At 69.7% G+C, this 20,936-nt stretch carries 19 protein-coding genes; 17 read left to right on the top strand and 2 right to left on the bottom strand.

What is annotated here, in order from left to right; translation table 11 throughout:
• Positions 1-68: 68 nt before the first annotated feature.
• Positions 69-2,120 (bottom strand): PspC domain-containing protein, encoded by a 2,052-nt coding sequence (locus HMPREF3165_RS07625; RefSeq protein ID WP_070512093.1) that lies wholly within the window; start codon positions 2,118-2,120, stop codon positions 69-71.
• A gap of 125 nt (positions 2,121-2,245) precedes the next feature.
• On the opposite strand from HMPREF3165_RS07625, the gene HMPREF3165_RS07620 reads away from it, so the two are divergent.
• The 17 genes from HMPREF3165_RS07620 to HMPREF3165_RS07540 all read left to right on the top strand — a co-directional run bounded on the left by HMPREF3165_RS07620 (position 2,246) and on the right by HMPREF3165_RS07540 (position 18,465).
• Positions 2,246-3,613: an ATP-binding protein gene (locus HMPREF3165_RS07620; protein ID WP_256275218.1), complete on the top strand. Its 1,368-nt coding sequence runs from the start codon at positions 2,246-2,248 to the stop codon at positions 3,611-3,613.
• Positions 3,614-3,696: 83 nt separating this feature from the next.
• Positions 3,697-4,410, top strand: coding sequence for a response regulator (locus tag HMPREF3165_RS07615; protein ID WP_010614650.1), 714 nt, complete (start codon positions 3,697-3,699; stop codon positions 4,408-4,410).
• Positions 4,411-4,547: 137 nt separating this feature from the next.
• Positions 4,548-5,318, top strand: coding sequence for an L-threonylcarbamoyladenylate synthase (locus HMPREF3165_RS07610; protein ID WP_070512091.1), 771 nt, complete (start codon positions 4,548-4,550; stop codon positions 5,316-5,318).
• Positions 5,315-6,565, top strand: coding sequence for an MraY family glycosyltransferase (locus HMPREF3165_RS07605; protein WP_070512088.1), 1,251 nt, complete (start codon positions 5,315-5,317; stop codon positions 6,563-6,565). Before HMPREF3165_RS07610 ends, HMPREF3165_RS07605 begins: the two co-directional genes overlap by 4 nt.
• The gene (locus HMPREF3165_RS07600; RefSeq protein ID WP_070512085.1) at positions 6,562-7,023 is read left to right on the top strand and encodes a pseudouridine synthase; all 462 of its coding nucleotides are present in this window, start codon (positions 6,562-6,564) and stop codon (positions 7,021-7,023) included. The genes HMPREF3165_RS07605 and HMPREF3165_RS07600 overlap by 4 nt, the downstream gene beginning before the upstream one ends.
• 209 nt (positions 7,024-7,232) lie before the next feature.
• A complete protein-coding gene (atpB, locus tag HMPREF3165_RS07595) occupies positions 7,233-8,114 on the top strand; it encodes a F0F1 ATP synthase subunit A (RefSeq protein WP_176747022.1) in 882 nt (293 codons plus the stop codon).
• A 78-nt stretch (positions 8,115-8,192) separates the two neighbouring features.
• Positions 8,193-8,402 (top strand): ATP synthase F0 subunit C, encoded by a 210-nt coding sequence (atpE, locus tag HMPREF3165_RS07590; RefSeq protein ID WP_009395854.1) that lies wholly within the window; start codon positions 8,193-8,195, stop codon positions 8,400-8,402.
• Positions 8,402-8,989 (top strand): F0F1 ATP synthase subunit B, encoded by a 588-nt coding sequence (locus HMPREF3165_RS07585; protein WP_070512082.1) that lies wholly within the window; start codon positions 8,402-8,404, stop codon positions 8,987-8,989. Before atpE ends, HMPREF3165_RS07585 begins: the two co-directional genes overlap by 1 nt.
• Positions 8,986-9,801, top strand: coding sequence for a F0F1 ATP synthase subunit delta (locus HMPREF3165_RS07580; protein WP_070512080.1), 816 nt, complete (start codon positions 8,986-8,988; stop codon positions 9,799-9,801). Before HMPREF3165_RS07585 ends, HMPREF3165_RS07580 begins: the two co-directional genes overlap by 4 nt.
• Positions 9,802-9,906: 105 nt before the next feature.
• Positions 9,907-11,538 carry a F0F1 ATP synthase subunit alpha gene (atpA, locus tag HMPREF3165_RS07575; RefSeq protein ID WP_070512077.1) on the top strand — a complete coding sequence of 544 codons (1,632 nt, stop codon included), beginning with the start codon at positions 9,907-9,909 and terminating at the stop codon, positions 11,536-11,538.
• A gap of 1 nt (position 11,539) precedes the next feature.
• A complete protein-coding gene (locus HMPREF3165_RS07570) occupies positions 11,540-12,484 on the top strand; it encodes a F0F1 ATP synthase subunit gamma (RefSeq protein WP_070512074.1) in 945 nt (314 codons plus the stop codon).
• Positions 12,485-12,577: 93 nt separating this feature from the next.
• The gene (gene atpD / locus HMPREF3165_RS07565) at positions 12,578-14,014 is read left to right on the top strand and encodes a F0F1 ATP synthase subunit beta (protein WP_003789540.1); all 1,437 of its coding nucleotides are present in this window, start codon (positions 12,578-12,580) and stop codon (positions 14,012-14,014) included.
• 45 nt (positions 14,015-14,059) lie between these two features.
• Positions 14,060-14,326, top strand: a complete 267-nt coding sequence (locus HMPREF3165_RS07560; RefSeq protein WP_003789542.1) for a F0F1 ATP synthase subunit epsilon — start codon at positions 14,060-14,062, stop codon at positions 14,324-14,326.
• 3 nt (positions 14,327-14,329) lie between these two features.
• Positions 14,330-14,746, top strand: a complete 417-nt coding sequence (locus HMPREF3165_RS07555) for a DUF2550 family protein (RefSeq protein WP_060956579.1) — start codon at positions 14,330-14,332, stop codon at positions 14,744-14,746.
• Positions 14,747-15,157: 411 nt separating this feature from the next.
• Positions 15,158-15,853, top strand: coding sequence for an endonuclease NucS (nucS, locus tag HMPREF3165_RS07550; RefSeq protein ID WP_009405946.1), 696 nt, complete (start codon positions 15,158-15,160; stop codon positions 15,851-15,853).
• A gap of 10 nt (positions 15,854-15,863) precedes the next feature.
• Positions 15,864-17,120, top strand: a complete 1,257-nt coding sequence (locus HMPREF3165_RS07545; protein WP_070512071.1) for a DNA glycosylase AlkZ-like family protein — start codon at positions 15,864-15,866, stop codon at positions 17,118-17,120.
• A 109-nt stretch (positions 17,121-17,229) separates the two neighbouring features.
• Positions 17,230-18,465, top strand: a complete 1,236-nt coding sequence (locus HMPREF3165_RS07540; protein ID WP_176747025.1) for an N-acetylglucosamine-6-phosphate deacetylase — start codon at positions 17,230-17,232, stop codon at positions 18,463-18,465.
• 116 nt (positions 18,466-18,581) lie between these two features.
• On the opposite strand, the gene HMPREF3165_RS07535 is transcribed toward HMPREF3165_RS07540, so the two are convergent.
• Entirely contained in the window at positions 18,582-19,106 is a 525-nt protein-coding gene (locus tag HMPREF3165_RS07535; RefSeq protein WP_070512065.1) for a mycothiol transferase, read from the bottom strand.
• Between the last annotated feature and the right edge of the window lie 1,830 nt (positions 19,107-20,936).

Raw genomic sequence — 20,936 nt, 5'->3', positions numbered from 1 at the left:
CTCCTTGGGTGGGCCCGGGACGTGCCCGGGGAAGAGTTCTGGTGGCTGAGGCCGGTGTGCCGGCGCGATCAGCCGGCTGTCGGGCTGGCCGTGGCGGACTGCTTGGTGGGAGTCGGGGACGGTGTCGGGGTTGCCGATCCGGAGGGGCTTGGGCTCGCACTGGGCTGCGTGGAGCCCTGCCCGGACAGGGTCCTTTGCACGCAGGAGTCGTAGGAGGCGCGCTCCTTGGAGGTCAGGTCGGACAGATCTTGCCAGGTGACATACTGGCTGCGGTTGGCCTGATTCGTGCTCTCGCGGGCCGTGCGGATGCAGGCCTCGGCGTCGCCGGTGGTGATGGCCGGGTGGCTCATGCCCGGAACCGGCAGGGCGCCGTCGTGAGCATTGCTTTTCTCGTCGTACCAGACGTTGACGATCCACACGGACTCCTGGGCGTTGCCGTACCAGAAGACGGTGCCTCGCGATTCCTCCACGTCGATCCTCCCGGTGTCCACCGAGGCGTTGATCATGATCGCCGGCAGCCCGTCCTTGCCGCTGGGTGAGACCAGGGTGGGCGCGATGTTCAGGCCGCCGTGGGAGCTCTTGTAGCGGGAGTCGGCATTGCCGGCCACGTCGTAGGCGCGCAGGTCCTCTTCGTCGGGCTCCATCTGTTTTCCGTCAACGGTCCAGGCCCGGGAGGCCCGGGAGTTGACCGAGCCCATGTCGACGTCGGTCTTCACCGTCACTCGCTGGTTGGGGTCGGTCTTGATACGCAGGGTCCCGACGTCGAGGTGCGCGTTGATCGTGGAGAGCTTTCCGGCCTCCTCGGCCGGCATGCCGCGCAGGTCCAGGGTGAGGTCGCCGACGTCCTTACTGCGGGTGACGCTGCCGCCGCTGGCTGACGACGCCAGCTCCTTCCAGGTCACCGTGGTCGAGCCGAACGTTGCCGAATCCGTGATGACCCCGAAGGGCATGCGGGCCAGGCTCGTGGGGACGATCGAGGCGGTGGCCAGCGCGGGGATCGCAACGACGAACAGGACCGGCCAGCCCAGCACCGTCATCCAGCCTCCGTGCCGACGACGCAGGCCACTGACGACGATGCCCGCTCCCAGGAGGGCGACCAGGGTGCCGATGAGGATGAACTGGCCCTGGAGCAGACCCAGGTGGTGGGTTGCCGTGGCGTACCAGACGCCCGCCGCGGTCAGGAGTCCCAGGCCCAGGACCGCCAGCGACAGTGAGGAACCGGGGCCGGGACGGCGCGGGCGCGCCGGGCGGACCGGCATAGGCATTGGCTGGTACGGCGGGCGCTGCCGGTAGGAGCGGCTCTGCCAGCTCTGTCCGCCGGCCGACTGGTTGAAGGCCGGGGTGCCGGAGCCAGGCGCTGAGGAGTCCCAGGCCGATGCGAAGCCGCCGGCCTGGACGCCGGGGCGGCTGCCCGGTGTCTGCGCGGCACCGGGAGCGGGGGCCTGCCAGGGCTGGGGGCCCCGAGGGCCTCGAGCGGCCTTCCGGTGCGCGCGCCGGTCCTGGGCGCGGCGGATGAGGAAGACGATGCCGAGGATGAACAGTCCCAGCCAGAACAGGGGCCACAGGGCGGCGGCGATCCCCGCCTCATGGACGTACCAGTTGGGGATGAAACCGCTACCGAATGTCGACATACCGATGATCGTCATCCCGATGGCGCCCGCCAGGCCCGCGTTGAAACGGCCAGAGAGGGCCTCCTCCAGGTGGATGCGCCCATCGGACTCCTCGGGCAGGAGGGCCCAGGCCAGGCCGTAGAGGACCAGTCCGACACCGGCGAAGAGCGAGAGCACCACCCACACGCAACGCACCAGGGTGGGGTCCAGGTCGAAGCGGTGGGCCACGCCCCCGGCCACGCCCGCGATCCAGCGCTCGTTGGTGCGCATGAGGCCCGAGCCGCGCAGGGAGTCGAAGAAGCGGTGAGTCGATCCCCTCTGAGGCTCCGGCTGCGGGCCGTCGTACTGCTGGAAGGAGGGGGCTGGGCCCGGCTGCGGTCCCTGCCGGGAATCGCGCTGGGCGCCGTCGGCACCCTGTGTGTTGGAAGAGGGGAAGGATGCGGAGGAGTCAGAGGAATCGGAACCGGTGGGGGAACCACCGTCAGACAGGGAAGTGGGCTTGTCGTTCATGTCAATAATTCTTCGTGTCCGTGGCCTGCGGCACGATCAGGGGAACCCCTGAATGATCCCGGATTGTCCCCCCAATCCCCCGGGGGACCCTCGGGTCGGCGACCCTGACGTGCCACGATGGTGCCATGACGACAGCTCAGCAGCGGGGTGCGCAGCCCGGGCCGATGGCCGGCGGGCCCGCGTACTCCTGGAGCCCCCCGCGACAGCTGCGGCGACGCCCCCCTCTGCGCCGCCTGCCCCACCAGCTGGGGCCGGCGCCGGCTGACCTGTCCGTCGAGGCCGCCCGTATGCGCCGCCCCGCCCGCATCGCCGGCGTCTGCGCGGGACTGGGGCTCCACCTGGGCATCCCCGTGCGATACATCCGCGCGCTCATGGTCGTCCTGGCCCTCGGCGGCGGCGCAGGAGCCCTGCTCTACGCCCTGCTGTGGGCGACCCTCCCCGGGGAGAACGGGCCGGCAGGAGAGGTGCCCGCCTCGGTGGTCTCCCGCGCCCGCCTGGCGGCTCGCCTCAGGAGTGGGAGAGACACCGCAGAGTCTCGGGCCGACGGCGGAGCCCCCCTGGGCCTGTCGCAGACTGTCATCGACGGCGGCGCACTCCTCCTGGCGGCCCTGTTCCTGGCCGCCTGGCGCTTCGGGCTGCTGGAGCGGATCGGGGCGGTGGGAGTCATCATCGTCGTCATCGCCGGGGCGGCCCTGGCCTGGTCGCAGATGGACAACCTGGTCGGCCCGGACCGCAACCTGAGCGCTGTCCTGCGGGTGGCGGGCGGGGTGTGCCTGGCCGTCGTCGGCATCCTGGTGTGGGTGGCCGCCGACAGCACCCCCTACAAGCTCATCTCCGGGCTCCTCACCGGAGGGGCGCTCGTGGTGGGCATCGGCGTGGTCCTGGCACCCCTGTGGCTGCGGACCAACCGGGCCCTGGCCGATACCCGCGCCGCCGAGATCCGTGAGTCCGAGCGCGCTGACATCGCCGCCCACCTGCACGACTCCGTCCTCCAGACCCTCACCCTCATCCGCAAGCGCGCTGACGAGCCCGAGACGGTGGCCCGCCTGGCCCGCTCCCAGGAGCGCGAGCTGCGCGCCTGGCTCTACACCGACCGCCCCGCACCGGGCACCTCCGTGGTCGACGCCTTCACCGACCTGGCCGGCGAGATCGAGGACCGTTACGGCGTGGCCGTCGACGCCGTGTGCGTCGGCGACCGGGCCCCCGACCGCGACACTGAGGTCATCGTCGCCGCCGCCCGCGAGGCCCTGTCCAACGCGGTGCGCCACGGCGCCCCACCGGTCTCCCTCTACGTCGAGGCCGGCGAGGAGAGCCTGGAGGTGTTCGTGCGCGACCACGGCCCCGGCTTCGACCTCGACGCCATCGCCGAGGACCGCCACGGCGTGCGCGAGTCCATCATCGCCCGCATGGAGCGCCACGGCGGCAGCGCCCGAGTGCGCCGCATGTCCACCGGCACCGAGGTGGCGCTGACTCTCCCCGAGCGAGCCCACTGAGCCGTCTATCGTTGCTTTGTCTCCTTGGGCCGCGCCCGGCCCCTCGCTCCTCGATCACCCCACGTCACCACCAGGAAGACCCCATGGCTGACACGCCCGCCGGTACCACCACAGACCACCACCAGCCCGCCGATGCGAGTGCGTCCCTGCGGGTCCTGGTCGTCGACGACCACGCCCTGGTCCGCTCCGGGGTGCGCTCCGAGCTGACCGCCCACGCCCCCGACCTCGACGTCATCGCCGAGGCCGACGACGTCGAGGGCGCCATCGCCGCCGTCCACGCCCTGCGGCCCGACGTCGTCCTGCTCGACGTCCACCTGCCCGGCGGCAACGGCGGGGGAGGGGCCGAGGTCGTCGCCTCCTGCCACGACGTCCCCGAGACGCGCTTCCTGGCCCTGAGCGTCTCGGACGCCAGCGACGACGTCGTCGGCGTCATCCGGGCCGGCGCCCGCGGCTACGTCACCAAGGCGATCTCCACCGAGGACCTGGCCCAGGCCGTGCGGCGCGTGGCCGCCGGAGACGCCGCCTTCTCCCCGCGCCTGGCCGGATTCGTCCTGGACGCCTTCGGCGCCGGAGCGGGCGAGGTGGCCGTGGCCGACACCGAGCTCGACCGTCTCTCAGCGCGCGAGCGGGAGGTCATGCGACTCATCGCCCGCGGCTACACCTACAAGGAGTGCGCCTCCGAGCTGTTCATCTCGGTCAAGACCGTCGAGACCCACGTCTCCGCGGTCCTGCGCAAGCTCCAGCTGTCCAACCGCAACGAGCTCACCCGCTGGGCCGTGGCCCGCCGCATCGTGTAGGGCCCGACGGCGTCCCGGGCTCATCCCGGAAGCGGACCGAGGGATACGCCGATGGGGCCCCGGTCAGATGACGGTCCGGCATCGCGTCGGGGCCCACACCTCCGCACTGTCCCGCCACCGACCCGATCCGTGGCAGGATGCGGGACGTGAGCCACCCCCCGCAGCCCTCCGCGAGCACCGCTCATCCCCACCCCGACCCCCTCCAACCGGCCTGCGATCACCTGCGCGCAGGCGGGCTCGTCATCCTGCCCACGGACACCGTCTACGGCATCGGCTGCAACGCCGCCGACGCCGCGGCCGTCGAGCGGCTGCTGGCCGCCAAGGGGCGCGGACGCCAGATGCCCCCGCCGGTCCTCGTGGCCGACCCCGACGACCTGATCGGGCTCGTCGCCCAGGTGCCCGAGGCCGCCCGAGCCCTCATGGAGGCCTTCTGGCCCGGGGCGCTCACCCTCATCCTGGAGGCCGACGAGACCCTGACCTGGGACCTGGGGGAGACCGGCGGCACCCTCGCCGTGCGCATGCCTGCCCACGAGCTCACCCTGAACCTCCTGCGCCGCAGCGGCCCGCTGGCCGTCACCTCCGCGAACCCCACCGGCGCGCCGCCCGCCACCGACGCCGCCTCCGCCCGGGCCGCCTTCCCCGGACGGGTCCGGAGTGTCGATGAGCTCGCGCCGGATGGTGAAGCCGCCGGCGCCGACTGGCGCGAGGACATCCTGCTGCTCGACGGCGGAGCCACCCCCGGACCGGTTCCCTCCACCATCGTCACCCTTGCCGGGGCGCACGCCTGCGCCCCCCGGATCCTGCGCCAGGGGGTCCTGGCGCTCGCGGACCTGGAACGAGTGGCCGGCGTCGCCCTGTCCGAAGGGACAGCAGGCGCGGGGCGCGGCAGGACGGGGGTGGGCGCGTGAAGGTCTACCTCCTGGTCATGGCCATTGCTGCGGCGACCACTTACGTGGCCGTGCCGATCATCCGGCACATCGCCCTGGTGGGTAACGCGCTGACCCCCGTGCGGGCCCGCGACGTCCACTCCACGCCCATCCCGCGCCTGGGCGGCGTGGCCATGTTCTTCGGCCTGTTCTCCGCGATCTCCGTGGCCTCCACGATCCCCTACCTCTCCGACGTCATCGACTCCAGCGCCTGGGCGGTGGTCCTGGGGGCGGGACTGGTGTGCCTGCTCGGCGTCGTCGACGACCTGTGGGAGCTGGACTGGATGACTAAGCTCGCCGGCCAGATCCTGGCCGCCGGCGTCATGGCCTGGCAGGGCGTCCAGCTCCTCACCTTCCCCGTGGCCGGGCTGACGATCGGCTCCTCGCGCCTGTCCCTCATCTCCACCGTCATCGTCGTGGTGGCCGCCATCAACGCCGTCAACTTCGTCGACGGGCTCGACGGGCTCGCGGCCGGCATCATCGGGATCGGCTCGACCGCCTTCTTCCTGTACACCTACGTCCTGACCCGCGCCACGAGCCCGGGCTCCTACAGCTCCCTGGCCGCCACCATCGTGGCCGCGCTCATCGGCGTGTGCGTGGGCTTCCTGCCACACAACTTCAACCCCGCCACCATCTTCATGGGCGACTCCGGGGCGATGCAGCTGGGCCTGGTATCGGCCGCCTCCACCATCATCGTCACCGGGCAGATCGACCCCGGCAGCTTCGACGGCTCGCGCGCCCTGCCCGCCTTCATGCCGATCCTCCTGCCGTTGGCGGTCCTCCTGCTGCCACTGACCGACATGATGATGGCGATCGTGCGCCGCACCCGGAAAGGGCTGAGTCCCACCCACCCCGACCGCATGCACATGCACCACCGGCTCCTGGCGGCCGGGCACTCCCACCGCCGCGCGGTGCTGGTCATGTACCTGTGGGCGGCGGTCGCCTCCTTCCCCGTGGCCGCCATGGCCTTCTTCCCCCTGCCCTGGGTGCTGGCGGGGCTCGCCCTCGCGGTGCTGTTCGCCTTCGTCGTTACCGTTGACCTCATGCCCGGGGTGCGCCACGGCCTGCGCTCGGCGCTGCGCCGTCGCCAGGACCGTCAGGAGCAGCGGATCGTCATCTCCCGCAACGTCTCAGGAACTGGTGAAGTGACGCGCCCGGCCGAGGGGCAGGCGCCGCAGGGGAACGCCCTGCAGGCGTCGCACGGTTCGCCTGAAAGGACCCGCCAGTGAGCCAGACGCCTCCCACGAACGCCCGCACACTGCGCCAGGCCTCAGCGAGGCTGCGCCGAATCCTCGCCGTGGCCGCCGTGGTCCTCGTCGTCGGCGAGGCCCTGTGGTGCCTGGCCGGCGGAGCCCGCAGCGCCGTGACCCAGCCGCTGGGCACGCTACTGGCCGCAGCGGCGGCCACGACGCTGCTCCTGGCCGCAACCTGGTGGTTCGTGGACCGCATGGTCCATTCCGACACGGGGGGCCTAGTGGTCTGGGTGGCTGGCGGATACCTGGGGAAGATCGCGCTCCTGGCGGTGGGGCTCCTGGGAGGAAGAGCCCTGGGATGCGACACGAGAGTGATTGGAGTCACACTCATTGTGGCGATCCTGGTGGGCATGTTCGCCGAGGCGACCGTCCTGGCACAGGCGCGAATCCTTGCGGTGGAGCCGAAGAAGGGTGAGTCGGCAGACCGCCCCTGACCGGTGGGCGGGACCGGTCGTAGGGCCGGGTGGCTGCAGCGGGCCACCACGAGGTGTCCCGTTTGCTTCGTGAGAACCCTGTGAGGCGCTAGCATGGCCCGTGATTAGTAGGCCTGTGCGGACAGGCCTCGAAGCGTGAGAGACATTGGGAGGATCTCCTGTCTACCAACACCGTCACCGAGAACGGCACGGCAGCCGACGATGTCGCCGTGCCGCGGACGGCTGACGCCAAGCCGTTCACCAAACCGCTGTGGTACTGGGTGCTCCTGATCGTCCTGGTCGCTGTCATCGCACTGACCGCGGTGCCCGCCTTCACCGTCACGGAGGGTCACGAGCTTGAGCAGCCCGGTGCCAAGGACTTCTTCCCTGGGGCGATCTTCGGTGAGGGGACTCTCCTGGAATTCAACCGGCTCACTCTCGTCCGCGTCGTCATGGCGGTTGCCCTATGCCTGATGGCGGGAACGGTCGCCAGCCGGATCAAGATCGTCCCCGGGCGCGGCCAGGCCCTGCTGGAGATCGTCGCCGACTTCGTGCGCAGCAATGTGGCCTTCACGCTTCTGGGTAACAAGAACGGCCGCCGTTTTGCCCCGCTGCTGGGGACCCTCTTCCTGGGCGTGCTCGCCATGAACCTCTCCGGCGTCATCCCGGGCCTCAACATCGCTGCCTCCTCGGTGGTTGCCGTGCCCATGGTGTTCGCGGCCCTGACCTACATCACCTTCATCGGGGCGGGCATCAGGGAACAGGGGGTCGGGCACTTCTTCGCCTCCCAGCTCATGCCGCCGGGCCTGCCCAAGGTGATGTACCTGCTCATCACCCCCATCGAGTTCCTCTCGAACTTCATTGTGCGGCCGGTGACGCTCACCCTGCGTCTGCTGTGCAACATGGTCTCCGGGCACATGCTGCTCGGCATGACCTTCTTCGGCACTACCAGCCTGCTTCTTCACTTCCAGGCCTCCTCGACGCTCAGCCTCCTGACCGGCGCGTCCATGATCGTGGTGACCCTGTTCGAGGTGTTCGTGGCGGTGCTGCAGGCCTACATCTTCACCATCCTCAGTGCCGTCTACATCAAGCTCTCCATCGAGGCTCACTAGACGTCACGGTGCGTCGCCTCAAGCCTCTTTCCACCGCCCCCACCTGCGCCATCCGGCGCCAGAAAGAAGGAACCACATATGACCTCCGCTGCTCTCGCATACGTCGGCTACGGCCTGGCCACGCTCGGCCCGGGCATCGGCATCGGCATCATGGTTGGCAAGACCCAGGAGGGTACGGCCCGTCAGCCCGAGGTGGCCGGGCGCCTGTTCACCAACATGATCATCGGTGCGGGCATGGTCGAGGCCCTGGCCCTCATCGGCTTCGTTATCCCGTTCGTTGTCAAGTGATGCTTCCCCTGGCTGCCGAGGGCGGGCAGGGCGGAGGCACAGCCTTCATCCTGCCTCCGCTCTATGAGATCTTCTGGGCGGCGATCGTCCTCCTGCTCATCCTCCTGGTGGTGGGCCGCTACGCCCTGCCCCGGCTCTACGCCGTGCTGGACGAACGCGCCCAGCGCATCCAGGAGGGCCTCGACCTGGCCGACAAGGCCAAGCAGGACCAGGCCGACGCCGAGAAGCGCGCCACCCGGCTCGTGGACGAGGCCCGTCGCGAGGCCGCCCGCATCCGCGACAACGCCCAGGGCGAGGCCAAGGAGATCGTCGCCAAGGCCCGCACCGACGCCCAGGCGGAGGCCGCCGGCATCATCGAGGGCGCCCAGCGTCAGATCCTGGCCGAGAAGCAGGCCGCCCAGATCTCGCTGCGCACCGATGTTGGCATGCTCGCCTCCACCCTGGCCGAGCGCATCGTTGGTGAGCAGCTGAGCGACACCGCCCTGTCCGAGCGGGTCATCGACCGCTTCCTCGACGAGCTCGAGACCATGGAGCCGGTTGAGGGACTCGACACCGGCGCCGCCTCCTCTGCGGAGGCGACACGGTGAGAACAGGAACTGCCGCCACCCGTGAGACCGTGAGCCAGGCCTGGAGCCCGGTGCTCACGGCCGCGGGCGTCGAGGGCCAGGAGCTGGGGCGCCAGATCCTCGCCCTGGCTCACCAGGTCGCCGTCCACTCGCTGCCCGCTCCGCTGACCGACCCGGGCCGCGAGCCCGAGGACAAGGTGACCCTGGCCCGCCGGCTCTTCACCGGCACCGTGGACGAGCGCGTCGTCGACCTGCTCAGCGCCATGGTCCGCGGCCGCTGGTCCAAGGCAGTCGACCTGGTCTCCGCCCTCCACGACCTGGGCATCGAGGCGATCCTCGCCGGCGCCCACGCGGACGGCTCGGTGGCGGAGATCGAGCAGCAGCTCTTCGAGGTCCACGAGCAGATCGTCGACAACCGCGAGCTGCGCGAGGCCCTGACCCCCTCACGCCGCACCAGCACCGAGGCCCGGGTCCGCTTGGCCGAGGCCGTCTTCGCCCCCCACATCAGCGCCCCCGCCATGAGCCTGGTGGATTGGTGCGTGCGGCACCACGCCGAGGGCGGACCGCTGCGCAACCTGCGCCGCGTCGTCGAGCTGGCCGCCGAGATGCGTCAGCGCACCATCGTCGACGTCGTCACCGCCATCCCCATGACCTCGGCCCAGGAGGAGCGCCTGCGCACCATCCTGGAGCGCCGCCTGGGTACCAGGATCGACCTCAACTGCGAGGTCGACTCCGCGGTCATCGGCGGAGCCCGCATCTCGACGCGGAACTACGTCATGGACCGCACCGTGCGCAGCGCCGTCGCCGAGCTGCGCACCCGGCTGGCGGGCTAGCCCGCTCATCGCATGCCGACCCACAACTTCACCACCCCACCCCGCGCCGTCGTCGCTCACGCCCAGCGCCGCCGGCCCCCAGAACGCAACCAGCAAGGAGACGAGATGGCAGAGCTGACCATCAGGCCCGAGGAGATCCGCTCGGCCCTGAACGAGTTCGCCGAGTCCTACAAGCCCGCCGAGGTCGCGGCCGAGGAGGTCGGGCACGTCGTCTTCGCCGCTGACGGCATCGCGCACGTCGAGGGCCTGCCCGGCGTCATGGCCAACGAGCTGCTCACCTTCGAGGACGGCACCGCCGGCCTGGCCATGAACCTCGAGGAGCGCCGGATCGGCGTCGTCGTCCTGGGCTCCTTCGACGGCATCGACGAGGGCCAGGTCGTGCGCCGCACCGGCGAGGTCCTCTCCGTGCCCGTGGGCGACGCCTACCTGGGCCGCGTCGTCGACCCGCTGGGCCGTCCCATTGACGGCCTTGGTGAGATCGAGGCCGAGGGGCGCCGCGCCCTGGAGCTCCAGGCTCCCGGAGTCATGGCCCGCAAGTCCGTCCACGAGCCCCTCCAGACCGGGCTCAAGGCCATCGACTCGATGATCCCGATCGGCCGCGGCCAGCGCCAGCTCATCATCGGTGACCGCCAGACCGGCAAGACCGCCATCGCCCTGGACACCATCCTCAACCAGAAGGAGGCCTGGGAGTCCGGCGACCCGAACAAGCAGGTGCGCTGCATCTACGTGGCCACCGGCCAGAAGGGCTCCACCATCGCCGCCGTGCGCGCCACCCTGGAGGAGCGCGGCGCCCTGGAGTACACCACCATCGTGGCCTCCCCGGCCTCCGACCCGGCCGGCTTCAAGTACCTGTCGCCCTACACGGGCTCGGCCATCGGCCAGCACTGGATGTACCAGGGCAAGCACGTCCTCATCGTCTTCGACGACCTGTCCAAGCAGGCTGAGGCCTACCGCGCCGTCTCCCTGCTGCTGCGCCGTCCGCCGGGCCGCGAGGCCTACCCCGGTGACGTCTTCTACCTCCACTCGCGCCTGCTGGAGCGCTGCTCCAAGCTCTCCGACGAGCTGGGGGCGGGCTCCATGACCGGGCTGCCGATCATCGAGACCAAGGCCAACGACGTCTCGGCCTACATCCCCACCAACGTCATCTCCATCACCGACGGGCAGATCTTCCTCCAGTCCGACCTGTTCAATGCCGACCAGCGCCCCGCCGTCGATGTCGGCATCGCCGTGTCCCGCGTGGGCGGCGCCGCCCAGGTCAAGGCCATGAAGAAGGTCGCCGGAACCCTTAAGATCACGCTGGCCCAGTACCGCTCCATGCAGGCCTTCGCCATGTTCGCCTCCGACCTGGACGCCGCCACCCGCGCCCAGCTCACCCGCGGCGAGCGCCTCATGGAGCTGCTCAAGCAGCCCCAGTACACGCCCTACCCGGTGGCCGAGCAGGTCGCCAGCGTCTGGGCCGGCACCAAGGGCTACCTCGACGACATCGACGTCTCCGACGTCCTGCCCTTCGAGGCCGCCTTCCTGGACCACCTGCGGCGCAACACCGACATCCTCGACACCATCGAGTCCACCGGCCAGCTCACCGACGAGACCGAGGAGGCCCTGGTCAAGGCCGTTGAGGCCTTCCGGCGCACCTTCGCCTCCGGTGAGCAGATGCTGGGCGCCCAGGTCGCCGAGCCCGAGGAGGAGCCCGCCGCCGAGAGGACCACCGAGCAGCTCGTGGTCAAGAGGGGCTGACGTGGCAGGAAACCAGCGCGTCTACAAGCAGCGCATTCGATCGACCCAGACCCTCCAGAAGGTGTTCCGGGCGATGGAGCTCATCGCCTCGTCCCGGATCGGGCAGGCGCGCCGCAACGCGCAGGAGGCCTCGCCCTACGATCACGCCCTGAGCCAGGCCGTGGCCGCGCTGGGAACCTACTCCCGCTTCGAGCACCCCATCACCCAGGAGCGCACCGACACCAAGCGCGTGGCGATCCTCGTGGTCACCTCCGACCGCGGCATGGCCGGCGCCTACTCGGCCACCATCCTGCGCGAGACCGGCCGCCTCATCGAGGAGCTGGTCAAGGAGGGCAAGGAGCCGGTGATCTTCACCTTCGGCCGGCGCGCCCAGAGCTACTTCAGCTTCCGGGGCACGCCGATCGAGTTCTCCTGGACCGGGCAGTCGGACCGCCCCAGCGACGAGGCCATCGAGGAGGTGGCCACCACCCTGCTGGACTACTTCCTCCAGCCGGCCGAGGCCGGCGGCGTCGCCGAGGTCCACATCGTCTTCACCCGCTACGTCTCGATGGTCTCCCAGGTCCCCGAGGTGCGTCGCATGCTGCCGCTCAAGGTGGTCGACGTCGAAGGGGCCGGCGAGCTCGACGACGCCGGCAACGAGGCCCTGGAGAAGGAGCTGGCGGCCAAGCACGGCGGCTCCATGCCGCTGTACGAGTTCGAGCCCGGTCCCTCCGAGGTGCTCGACGCCCTCCTGACCCGCTACATGGGCTCGCGCATCCGCAACGCCCTGCTGCAGTCGGCCGCCTCCGAGCTGGCCAGCCGCCAGCAGGCCATGCACACGGCCACGGACAACGCCGAGGACCTCATCATCACCTACACCCGCCTGGCCAACGCGGCCCGCCAGGGCGACATCACCCAGGAGATCACGGAGATCGTCTCGGGTGCTGACGCCCTGGGGTCCGAATAGGCCGGGAAGCCCCCGACGTCGTCGAGAACCCCACACAGACTCACCTCACCGAGCAGGACCCCTCTCAGCTCTGGAAGATACGGAAGAACGCACATGGCTGACACCACCACCCCCGGGACGGGACGCATCACCCGCATCATCGGCGCCGTCGTCGACGTCGAGTTCCCGCCTGATGCGATCCCGGCGATGTACAACGCCCTCAAGGTGACCGTCCAGGCCACCAGCGCCGGCGAGGAGCCCCACGAGATCACCCTGGAGGTCGCCCAGCACCTGGGTGACAACATCGTGCGCACGATCTCCCTCAAGCCCACCGACGGCCTCGTGCGCGGCACGCAGGTGCGCGACACCGGCGCACCGATCTCCGTGCCCGTGGGCGACGTGACCAAGGGCCACGTCTTCAACGTCACCGGCGACGTCCTCAACCTCGGCCCCGGCGAGCAGCTGGAGATCACCGAGCGCTGGCCCATCCACCGCCAGCCCCCGGCCTTCGACCAGCTCGAGTCCAAGGAGCAGATGTTCGAGACCGGCATCAAGGTCATCGACCTGCTCACCCCCTACGTGCAGGGCGGCAAGATCGGCCTGTTCGGCGGCGCCGGCGTGGGCAAGACCGTCCTCATCCAGGAGATGATCCAGCGCGTGGCCCAGAACCACGGCGGTGTCTCCGTGTTCGCCGGCGTGGGGGAGCGCACCCGTGAGGGCAACGACCTCATCGTCGAGATGGACGAGGCCGGCGTGTTCGACAAGACCGCCCTGGTCTTCGGCCAGATGGACGAGCCGCCGGGCACGCGTCTGCGCGTGGCCCTGTCCGCCCTGACGATGGCCGAGTACTTCCGCGACGTCCAGCACCAGGACGTGCTGCTGTTCATCGACAACATCTTCCGCTTCACCCAGGCCGGCTCCGAGGTCTCCACGCTGCTGGGCCGCATGCCCTCGGCCGTGGGCTACCAGCCCAACCTGGCCGACGAGATGGGCCAGCTCCAGGAGCGCATCACCTCCGCCGGCGGCCACTCCATCACCTCTCTGCAGGCGATCTACGTGCCCGCCGACGACTACACCGACCCGGCGCCGGCCACGACCTTCGCCCACCTGGACGCCACCACCGAGCTCAGCCGTGAGATCGCCTCGCGAGGCATCTACCCGGCCGTGGACCCGTTGACCTCCACCTCGCGCCTGCTGGCCCCCGGATACGTGGGCCAGGAGCACTACGACGTCGCCACCCGCGTGAAGTCCATCCTCCAGAAGAACAAGGAGCTCCAGGACATCATCGCGATCCTCGGTGTCGACGAGCTCGGCGAGGAGGACAAGGTGACGGTGGCCCGCGCCCGCCGCATCGAGCAGTTCCTGTCCCAGAACACCTACATGGCGGAGAAGTTCACCGGCGTGGCCGGCTCCACCGTGCCGCTGTCGGAGACCATCGAGGCGTTCCGCCGTATCTGCGACGGTGACTACGACCACCTGCCGGAGCAGGCCTTCTTCAACATCGGTGGCATCGAGGACCTCGAGCGTCGCGCCGCCGAGCTCAACGCCTGAGTCGTTAGGATCCGGGTAGAACCGGGCGCAGGAAAGGAGGGGGACATGGCCTTACATGTTGAGGTGGTCTCGCCGGCGGGCGAGGCCTGGACCGGTGAGGCGACGCAGGTCTCCGTGCCCCTGATTAACGGGGAGCTGGGGATCCTGCCGGGTCGTCAGCCCCTCGTGGCGGTCCTGGGGGCCGGTCCGGTGCGGCTGAGTCCCATCGACGGCGAGATGTGCAGCATCGAGGTGTCCGGCGGCTTCTGCTCCGTGGACCACGACGTCATCACGATCGCCGCCGACCACGTGAAGCAGGGTGCGGAGGCCTGAGTCATGGGGCAGCACGTGTGGATGGTCGTGGCGATTGCCGTCACCGTCCTCGTGCTGCTGGCAGGCGGGTTCCTGCTGCGTCTGCGCTACCTGGCCGGGCAAGTCGGCTCCTTCGAGTGCGCCCTGCGCCCACGCGGGGCGCAGCGCTGGCTGAGCGGGGTCGCCTCCTTCCAGCTCGACTCCCTGGAGTGGTACCGCCTCGTGTCCTTCTCCACCAGGCCGTCGCGCTCATGGAGCCGCTTGAACCTGGAGCTCTCCGAGGCACGGCGCCGCCGGGAGCAGGGGCGCGTCGTCGAGGTGCACTGCGTGGACGCCACCCGCAGCCCCGAGGGCTTCGACCTGGCCATGATGGAGGAGTCCCACTCGGCGCTGATCGCCTGGGTGGAGTCCGCCGCCCCTGAGCAGCCCCGGCTCTTCTGAGACCCGACGCCGGGGCTCGGCGATGCGGCTGGCTACTGAGCCTGGCGGCTGCGGCTGGCCGGTGAGCCTGGCGGCCGGATTCGCCGGGGCGGGGCGGGGCCTCCTGGCCGGATCGGCGACGTACCTTTCGTCCGAGGACTGCGTTCTCCTCCAGGCCACTGGGGTCCCCTCCCAGTCATCTGGAGGAGAACGCAGTCCTCGATCACGACGTACGTTCTCGACGACGGGGCGGGGCGCCGCCATCGCCTGGCCCTGCGTCCCCAGGCCCCGGGGCATGCCTGAGACACGACGTCCGATCCGGTGTGGACGCCGTGCATGGACAGTGGAGGGGAACGCCCCGGGTGACACGATGCTCAGGCGTGCCGGCCCCGGCGTCACGCCGCCCTGGGCCCGCCCCGCTAGGGTGGACGGGTGCGCCTTGTTATTGCCTCCTGCTCCGTCGACTACTCCGGCCGCCTGGACGCCCACCTGCCCCGGGCCACTCGCGTGCTCATGCTCAAGGCCGACGGCTCGGTCCTCATCCACTCCGACGGCGGCTCCTACAAGCCCCTGAACTGGATGAGCGCCCCGGCCCGCCTGGCCGTCACCGAGCCGGACGAGGAGGCCGCCGCTGACGGCGTGCGCGAGGTCTGGGAGGTCAGCGCCACCAAGACCGACGACCGCCTCGTCATCCGCCTTTTCGAGACCATCTCCGACGTCAGCCACGAGCTGGGTGTGGACCCCGGGCTCACCAAGGACGGCGTCGAGGCCCACCTCCAGGAGCTCCTGGCCGAGCAGATCGAGGTCCTGGGCGCCGGCTACCGCCTGGTGCGCCGCGAGTTCCCCACCGCCATCGGCCCGGTCGACATCATGGCCAAGGACGCCGAGGGCCGCTCCGTGGCCGTGGAGATCAAGCGCGTCGGCGGGATCGACGGCGTCGAGCAGCTCACCCGCTACCTCGAGCTCCTCGACCGCGACCCGCTGCTGACCCCCGTCCAGGGCGTCTTCGCCGCCCAGACCATCAAGCCCCAGGCCCGCGTCCTGGCCGAGGACCGCGGCATCCGCTGCGTCACCCTCGACTACGACGCCATGCGCGGCATGGACGACCCGAGCTCCCGCCTGTTCTGAGGAGACAGCCGTGCCCGCCGCCCGCACCTCCTCCGCGCCGCTGCCGACCGAGGTGAGCCTGGCCCGCATCATCTCCCAGGGCCTCGTCCCGGCCACCGCCGCGCCCGACGTCGTCGCAGCAGTGGCCCGCCAGCTCGCCATCCAGGGCCAGCAGGTCTCCGCCGTCCCGCACGCCCTGCTCGTGCGCGCCCCGGCCGCCACCCCGGCCGACGTTGAGGCCGCCTTCCTGCGAGGCGACCTGGTTCGCTCCTGGCCCATGCGCGGCACCGTCCACATCACCACCGCCGCCGACCACCACTGGCTGCGCGCCGCCCTCATGCACCGCACCGACGCCTGGGTGCGGAACAGCGAGAAGGCTTACGGCGTCGATACCGCCCTGTGCGAGCGCGCCGCCGAGGTGGCCCTGGGCCTCATCGAGGACCAGGGCCCGCTGATGCGCTCGGTGCTGCTGGCCGCCTGGCAGGAGGCCGGCCTCATGGAGGCCTTCCGTGGCGAGGATGTCTCGGCCTACCGGCGCCGCCACCTCCTGGTGCGCCTCCAGCGCGAGGGGATCCTCGTCCAGGGGCCGCGGTCCGGCAACGAGCACCTCGTCATGGACGCACGCCACCTGCCCGACGCCGACTCCGGGCCCGCCGGAGCAGGCGTCGCCCACGGCGGGACCGGCCACCGTGCCGCCTGCGCGCACATCGCCTACCGCTACGCGACCAGCCACGGCCCGGTCAGCGCCGAGGACCTGGCCCGCTGGACCACACTGCCCAAGACGCAGGCCGCCCGCGCCCTGGAGGACGCCGTCGAGCTGGGGGAGGAGCAGGCCCCAGCCGCGGTTGATGCTGCCGGCGAGCCGGTCGGGCCGCGTGTCCCGCTCGTGCGCGCAGTCGCCGAGGGCGGGGCCCGCGGAGGCCTGCGCCCGCTCGGTCCCGGCGAGTCGGCCCCGAAGACCGGCCTGCTCTACATGCGCGCCGACCTGCTCGACCTGCTGTCCGCCCACCGCGGCGCCGCGCAGGCCACGCACTTCCTGGGCTCCTTCGATGAACTGCACGTGGGTTACAAGGACCGCTCCTGCCTCACCGATGAGGACGGTGAGCGCCTCATCTGCCCGGCGAGCAACGGCATGTTCCGCCCGATCCTGGTGGACCGGGGCCGACTCGTCGCCGTGCGGCCGGTCGGGGAGGGCCTGCTGTGGAAGGGCGGGGCGGCGCCGTCGGCGCGCGTGGAGCGAGACGTCAACCGGGCCGTCTCCCGCATGGAGCAGCGCCTGGCCGGGTGAGCGGAGCGGAGCCGAAACCCGCCCGGGCAGTGTGGGGGAGGAGACGCCCCGGAGGAGGTTGTCTGATGTCTGAAGTGGTGACAGAATCCGACTCATGAGCAACGAAGCCATGCAGGTCCGCGCACTGCGGGGACGCGTCGTCACCCCCGACCACATCATCGACGATGGGGTGGTTGTCCTGTCGGGATCCCACATCGCGTGGGTCGGGCCCGCTGACCAGGCCGCACGGGCCGGCTTCGCAGACGCCGTCGAGCAGGCTCAGGCCGCACCCGAGGGCGGCTACCTCCTGCCGGGCCTGGTGGACGTCCACTGCCACGGCGGGGGCGGTGAGTCCTTCCCCAACGCCGAGACCGCCGAGCAGGCCATGGTCTCCGTGCTCGAGCACCGCCGCTTCGGCACCACCTCGCTCGTGGCCTCCTGCGTGACGGCCGCGCCGGACGTCCTGCGCGCGCGCACTCGGGTGCTGGCCGGGCTGTGTGAGGGCGGAGAGCTCGCCGGCATCCACTTCGAGGGGCCCTTCGTCTCGGTGGAGCGCTGCGGCGCCCAGGACCCCACCTACATCATCGACCCTGACGCCGCCCTGACCCGCGAGCTCATCGAGCTCGGCGGCGGGCACGTCGTCACCATGACCATCGCCCCGGAGAAGCCCGGCATCATCGGCGACGACGGCGTCAACGCTGCCCTCATCGAGGGCGGGGCGCTGCCCTCCTTCGGGCACACCGACTCCGAGGCGGCCCCCGTGCGTGCCGCCCTGGCCGACGCCGCCGCCCGCATCGCCGAGCGCCTCGAGGCCGGCAAACCGGTCCGCGCCCCGCGCTCGACAGCCACCCACCTGTTCAACGGCATGCGCCCCATGCACCACCGCACGCCCGGGCCCGTGCCCGAGTTCCTGGCGGCCGCCCAGCGCGGCGAGTGCGTCCTGGAGATGATCGGCGACGGCGTGCACCTCAGCCCCGCCATCGTCCTGGACATGTTCGAGACCCTGGGGCGCGACAACGTCGTCCTGGTCACCGACGCCATGGCCGCGGCCGGCATGGCCGACGGCGACTACGTGCTGGGCTCCCAGCCGGTCACCGTGGCCGACGGCGTCGCCCGCCTCACCGAGGGTGGCGCGATCGCCGGGGGGACCGCCCACCTCATCGACGTCGTGCGCACCACCTGGCAGGGGGGAGTCGACCTGGTCGACGCCGTCTACGCCGCCAGCGTCCAGGGCGCGCAGATCCTCGGCGACTCGACCGTGGGCGCCCTGCGGGCGGGCATGTGGGCCGACGTCGTCGTCACCGACGCGGAGCTGCGGCCCGTCACCGTGCTGCGCCGCGGCGAGGCGGTGGAGCCCGCCGCCTGATCCTCCCGCACCACCGGCCCACGAGGCCCCAGCAGACTCTTGTCATGTGGGAGCCGTTCGCCCCGACCTGAACCGCCAGGTCGGGGCGGACGTGTGGTGCGGGGTGGGTTGCGCGCCTAGCCCGGCAGGCCCAGGAGACGGCGGGTGTAGACGGCCTGGCCGGAGTGCTGGGCGGCGTCGTCAATGACTGAGGCCAGGCGCACGGCCCGGGTGACGGGCGGGTCCCAGGAGTCGTCGACGATGTCATCGAGTGACTCCTGGGTGAGGGATCGCAGGTAGGTGGTGGCCAGGGTGTAGGCGTCATCGAGGTAGGCGAAGAGGAGGCTGAGGTCGCTGACGACGACCTGAGCGGCCTGCTCGGGCGTGTGGCGCCAGTCATCGGTGTCGTCCGGCAGGGGCAGGGCGAAGCGCTCGCGGTGGCCGCCGGTGACCCAGACGGGCTCGACGCCCGCCAAGGGCGCGACCTGAATGTCGAGCTCGCGGGCCGTGTGCCAGGCCAGCCAGGTCAGGGAGTCGATGCGGGGCGCCAGGTCCGGGGCGGGCCGGGTGTTGGCCTGCTCGAGCGTGACGCCATCGAAGGCGCGGTCGAAGCGCTCGCGGGACCGGGACAGGACGTCTATGAGCATCTCAAGAGTCGTCATGATGTCAGACTACGTGGCGGGTCTGAACACATCGGGAGAACCGTGCACCAGGCACCGTCTCGCCTACACCAGCTCCGGTGGGCACTCATCTCCAGATGCGCCACAACGACACCGCGCCTCCGCGTTGGATGCAAGTGACTCAGCTCATGGACCGCTAGTTTAGGATCGCTGCTTCTCATCAGTGATCTCGATAGCATCGTTGCATGAGATCTGAATGCGGCGTCACGTTGCTGCCCTCTCCGGAGCAGTTGGAGCGGTCTCCATTTTTGGGTGTCGCATGATCTTGATTGCAGATGAGTTGCTCGAGATTCGATCAATGACCGAAGGCGTAGGTTCTGGTCTACGTGTCGCTAAAGTGGTGTGGTCGATATTATGTATGTGATGTTTGACCAAGTCGTCGACTGTGAGCGTGGAGATCGGGCTCGGGCTCGCGAAGTTAGCCTGTATTTCTACGGCAGTGTTCTCTCTGTGGTTTACTCACTGTTTCTGTGGTACTGCTCTCTATGGCCCGTTCTTGTCGTGTTCTTGACATTTTGTGTTATATTTCTGGCGCAGAATGTTGTGAAGGGTTCTGTACTGGAAAATGTTGATAAGCCTCACCGACAGTGGGTGAGGCTGTCGACTGAGGGGGTTGACTTCGTTCCGTCGTCAATGCCAGCGGTATGTGAGTGGGCTTGCCTTGTCGGGCTTTTCCTGAGTGCCTTATCTGCAATATGTATCGCCCAATATGTCGACGTTCCTCGCCGACCATACTCCGATGGACTGCTTATTGGTGCAGCTACGGTGTCCTTTGCCTTAGTGTGCCTCAGAGGGGTGCCTCGATCAAGTCCTGGAAGTGTGGCATGGAGATTGACTCCCGAAGGTCTACATATTTCCCCGTGTAGTCAGTACGGCGCCTTCGTCGGCTGGTCTATGAAACCTCAGGTGGAGGGGCGAGCCGTCGTCAACCTCCAGGTGTGCGTCGTTGTTAAGGACTCGCGCGGAAGTCGCTACTATCTTCCGATCTCTGGGCTGCCGATGAGTTACGTGCAGTTTCGTCGACTGCTGAGTTTTTACTCAACGCACCCTAAACTATGTCAGGAGATCGCGTCGAGTAAGGGCGTTGGACGCGTCTGCTCTCTGTTGGATAGCTGAGGGAGCGGCTGCGATTAACCCGCGACGTCCGATGTCACGTGGCCGTGGCGCCTGTTGACGACAGCGAGTTCGTAGGCTAGTTCGTGTGTTCGGTTGGGAACCTTGGGCAGGCTGGTGGTTTCGGAGGTGAGGGTGAGCCCAGGGAAAAGGCGTGACGGGTGTGCGGGTGTCCATAGTGCTGACATCAGCTCTGTATCGGCGCTGCACGCCGAGGAGAAAACTCAGCATTCCAACGATTTTCGCTCGGTGCACTGATGGTGAGGTCATTGATGTCAGCGCTGTGGACATTAAGTCGTGGCCCTGATCGGCTCTAGGTGGCCGAGCCGAGCTCTCACCTCGGGGCTTACCGCACATTCCTCTGCTGAGGTGCGGTCGGTTCGGGCCATTGAGGCGCTGACGGTGGCGGTCTACTCCGGCCGGCTGGCTAGCTTCGCCGGGGGTGTGAGGGCCTGGGTGTCTGGGCGGTCTTGACTGCGGTATTAGGGGTCTTGGTGTCATGTTTGGCGACTTTTAGGCCGTCGATCGGATGCTGTTCTCCGGCCTGTACGGCTCTGACCGGCGTATACGCGCCGAAGCGTGACGGCTATCGGCCAGGCGTGGTCTTAAAAGTCGCCGTTTGTGACACCGGTCGTGGAGTGAGCCTGGTGGTCTGAGGTGTGGGCGTGGGTGCTGGGTGTGGGGGTTAGTGGCCTTGGG

Origin of the sequence: Actinomyces sp. HMSC08A09 (assembly GCF_001807465.1) — a bacterium.
Classification (GTDB): domain Bacteria; phylum Actinomycetota; class Actinomycetes; order Actinomycetales; family Actinomycetaceae; genus Actinomyces; species Actinomyces oris.
The sequence above is the reverse complement of the archived record's forward strand: the minus strand, read 5'-3'. Positions and strand labels throughout refer to the sequence as shown.

Bases quoted from the DNA above. Each gene is read 5' to 3' on its own strand.
- HMPREF3165_RS07560 (WP_003789542.1), top strand. From the start codon at position 14,060: ATGGCCTTACATGTTGAGGTGGTCTCGCCGGCGGGCGAGGCCTGGACC.
- HMPREF3165_RS07535 (WP_070512065.1), bottom strand. From the start codon at position 19,106: ATGACGACTCTTGAGATGCTCATAGACGTCCTGTCCCGGTCCCGCGAG.
- HMPREF3165_RS07625 (WP_070512093.1), bottom strand. From the start codon at position 2,120: ATGAACGACAAGCCCACTTCCCTGTCTGACGGTGGTTCCCCCACCGGT.
- HMPREF3165_RS07610 (WP_070512091.1), top strand. From the start codon at position 4,548: ATGCGGGACGTGAGCCACCCCCCGCAGCCCTCCGCGAGCACCGCTCAT.
- atpD (WP_003789540.1), top strand. From the start codon at position 12,578: ATGGCTGACACCACCACCCCCGGGACGGGACGCATCACCCGCATCATC.
- HMPREF3165_RS07615 (WP_010614650.1), top strand. From the start codon at position 3,697: ATGGCTGACACGCCCGCCGGTACCACCACAGACCACCACCAGCCCGCC.
- atpE (WP_009395854.1), top strand. From the start codon at position 8,193: ATGACCTCCGCTGCTCTCGCATACGTCGGCTACGGCCTGGCCACGCTC.
- HMPREF3165_RS07555 (WP_060956579.1), top strand. From the start codon at position 14,330: ATGGGGCAGCACGTGTGGATGGTCGTGGCGATTGCCGTCACCGTCCTC.
- HMPREF3165_RS07620 (WP_256275218.1), top strand. From the start codon at position 2,246: ATGACGACAGCTCAGCAGCGGGGTGCGCAGCCCGGGCCGATGGCCGGC.
- HMPREF3165_RS07540 (WP_176747025.1), top strand. From the start codon at position 17,230: ATGCAGGTCCGCGCACTGCGGGGACGCGTCGTCACCCCCGACCACATC.
- atpA (WP_070512077.1), top strand. From the start codon at position 9,907: ATGGCAGAGCTGACCATCAGGCCCGAGGAGATCCGCTCGGCCCTGAAC.
- HMPREF3165_RS07585 (WP_070512082.1), top strand. From the start codon at position 8,402: ATGCTTCCCCTGGCTGCCGAGGGCGGGCAGGGCGGAGGCACAGCCTTC.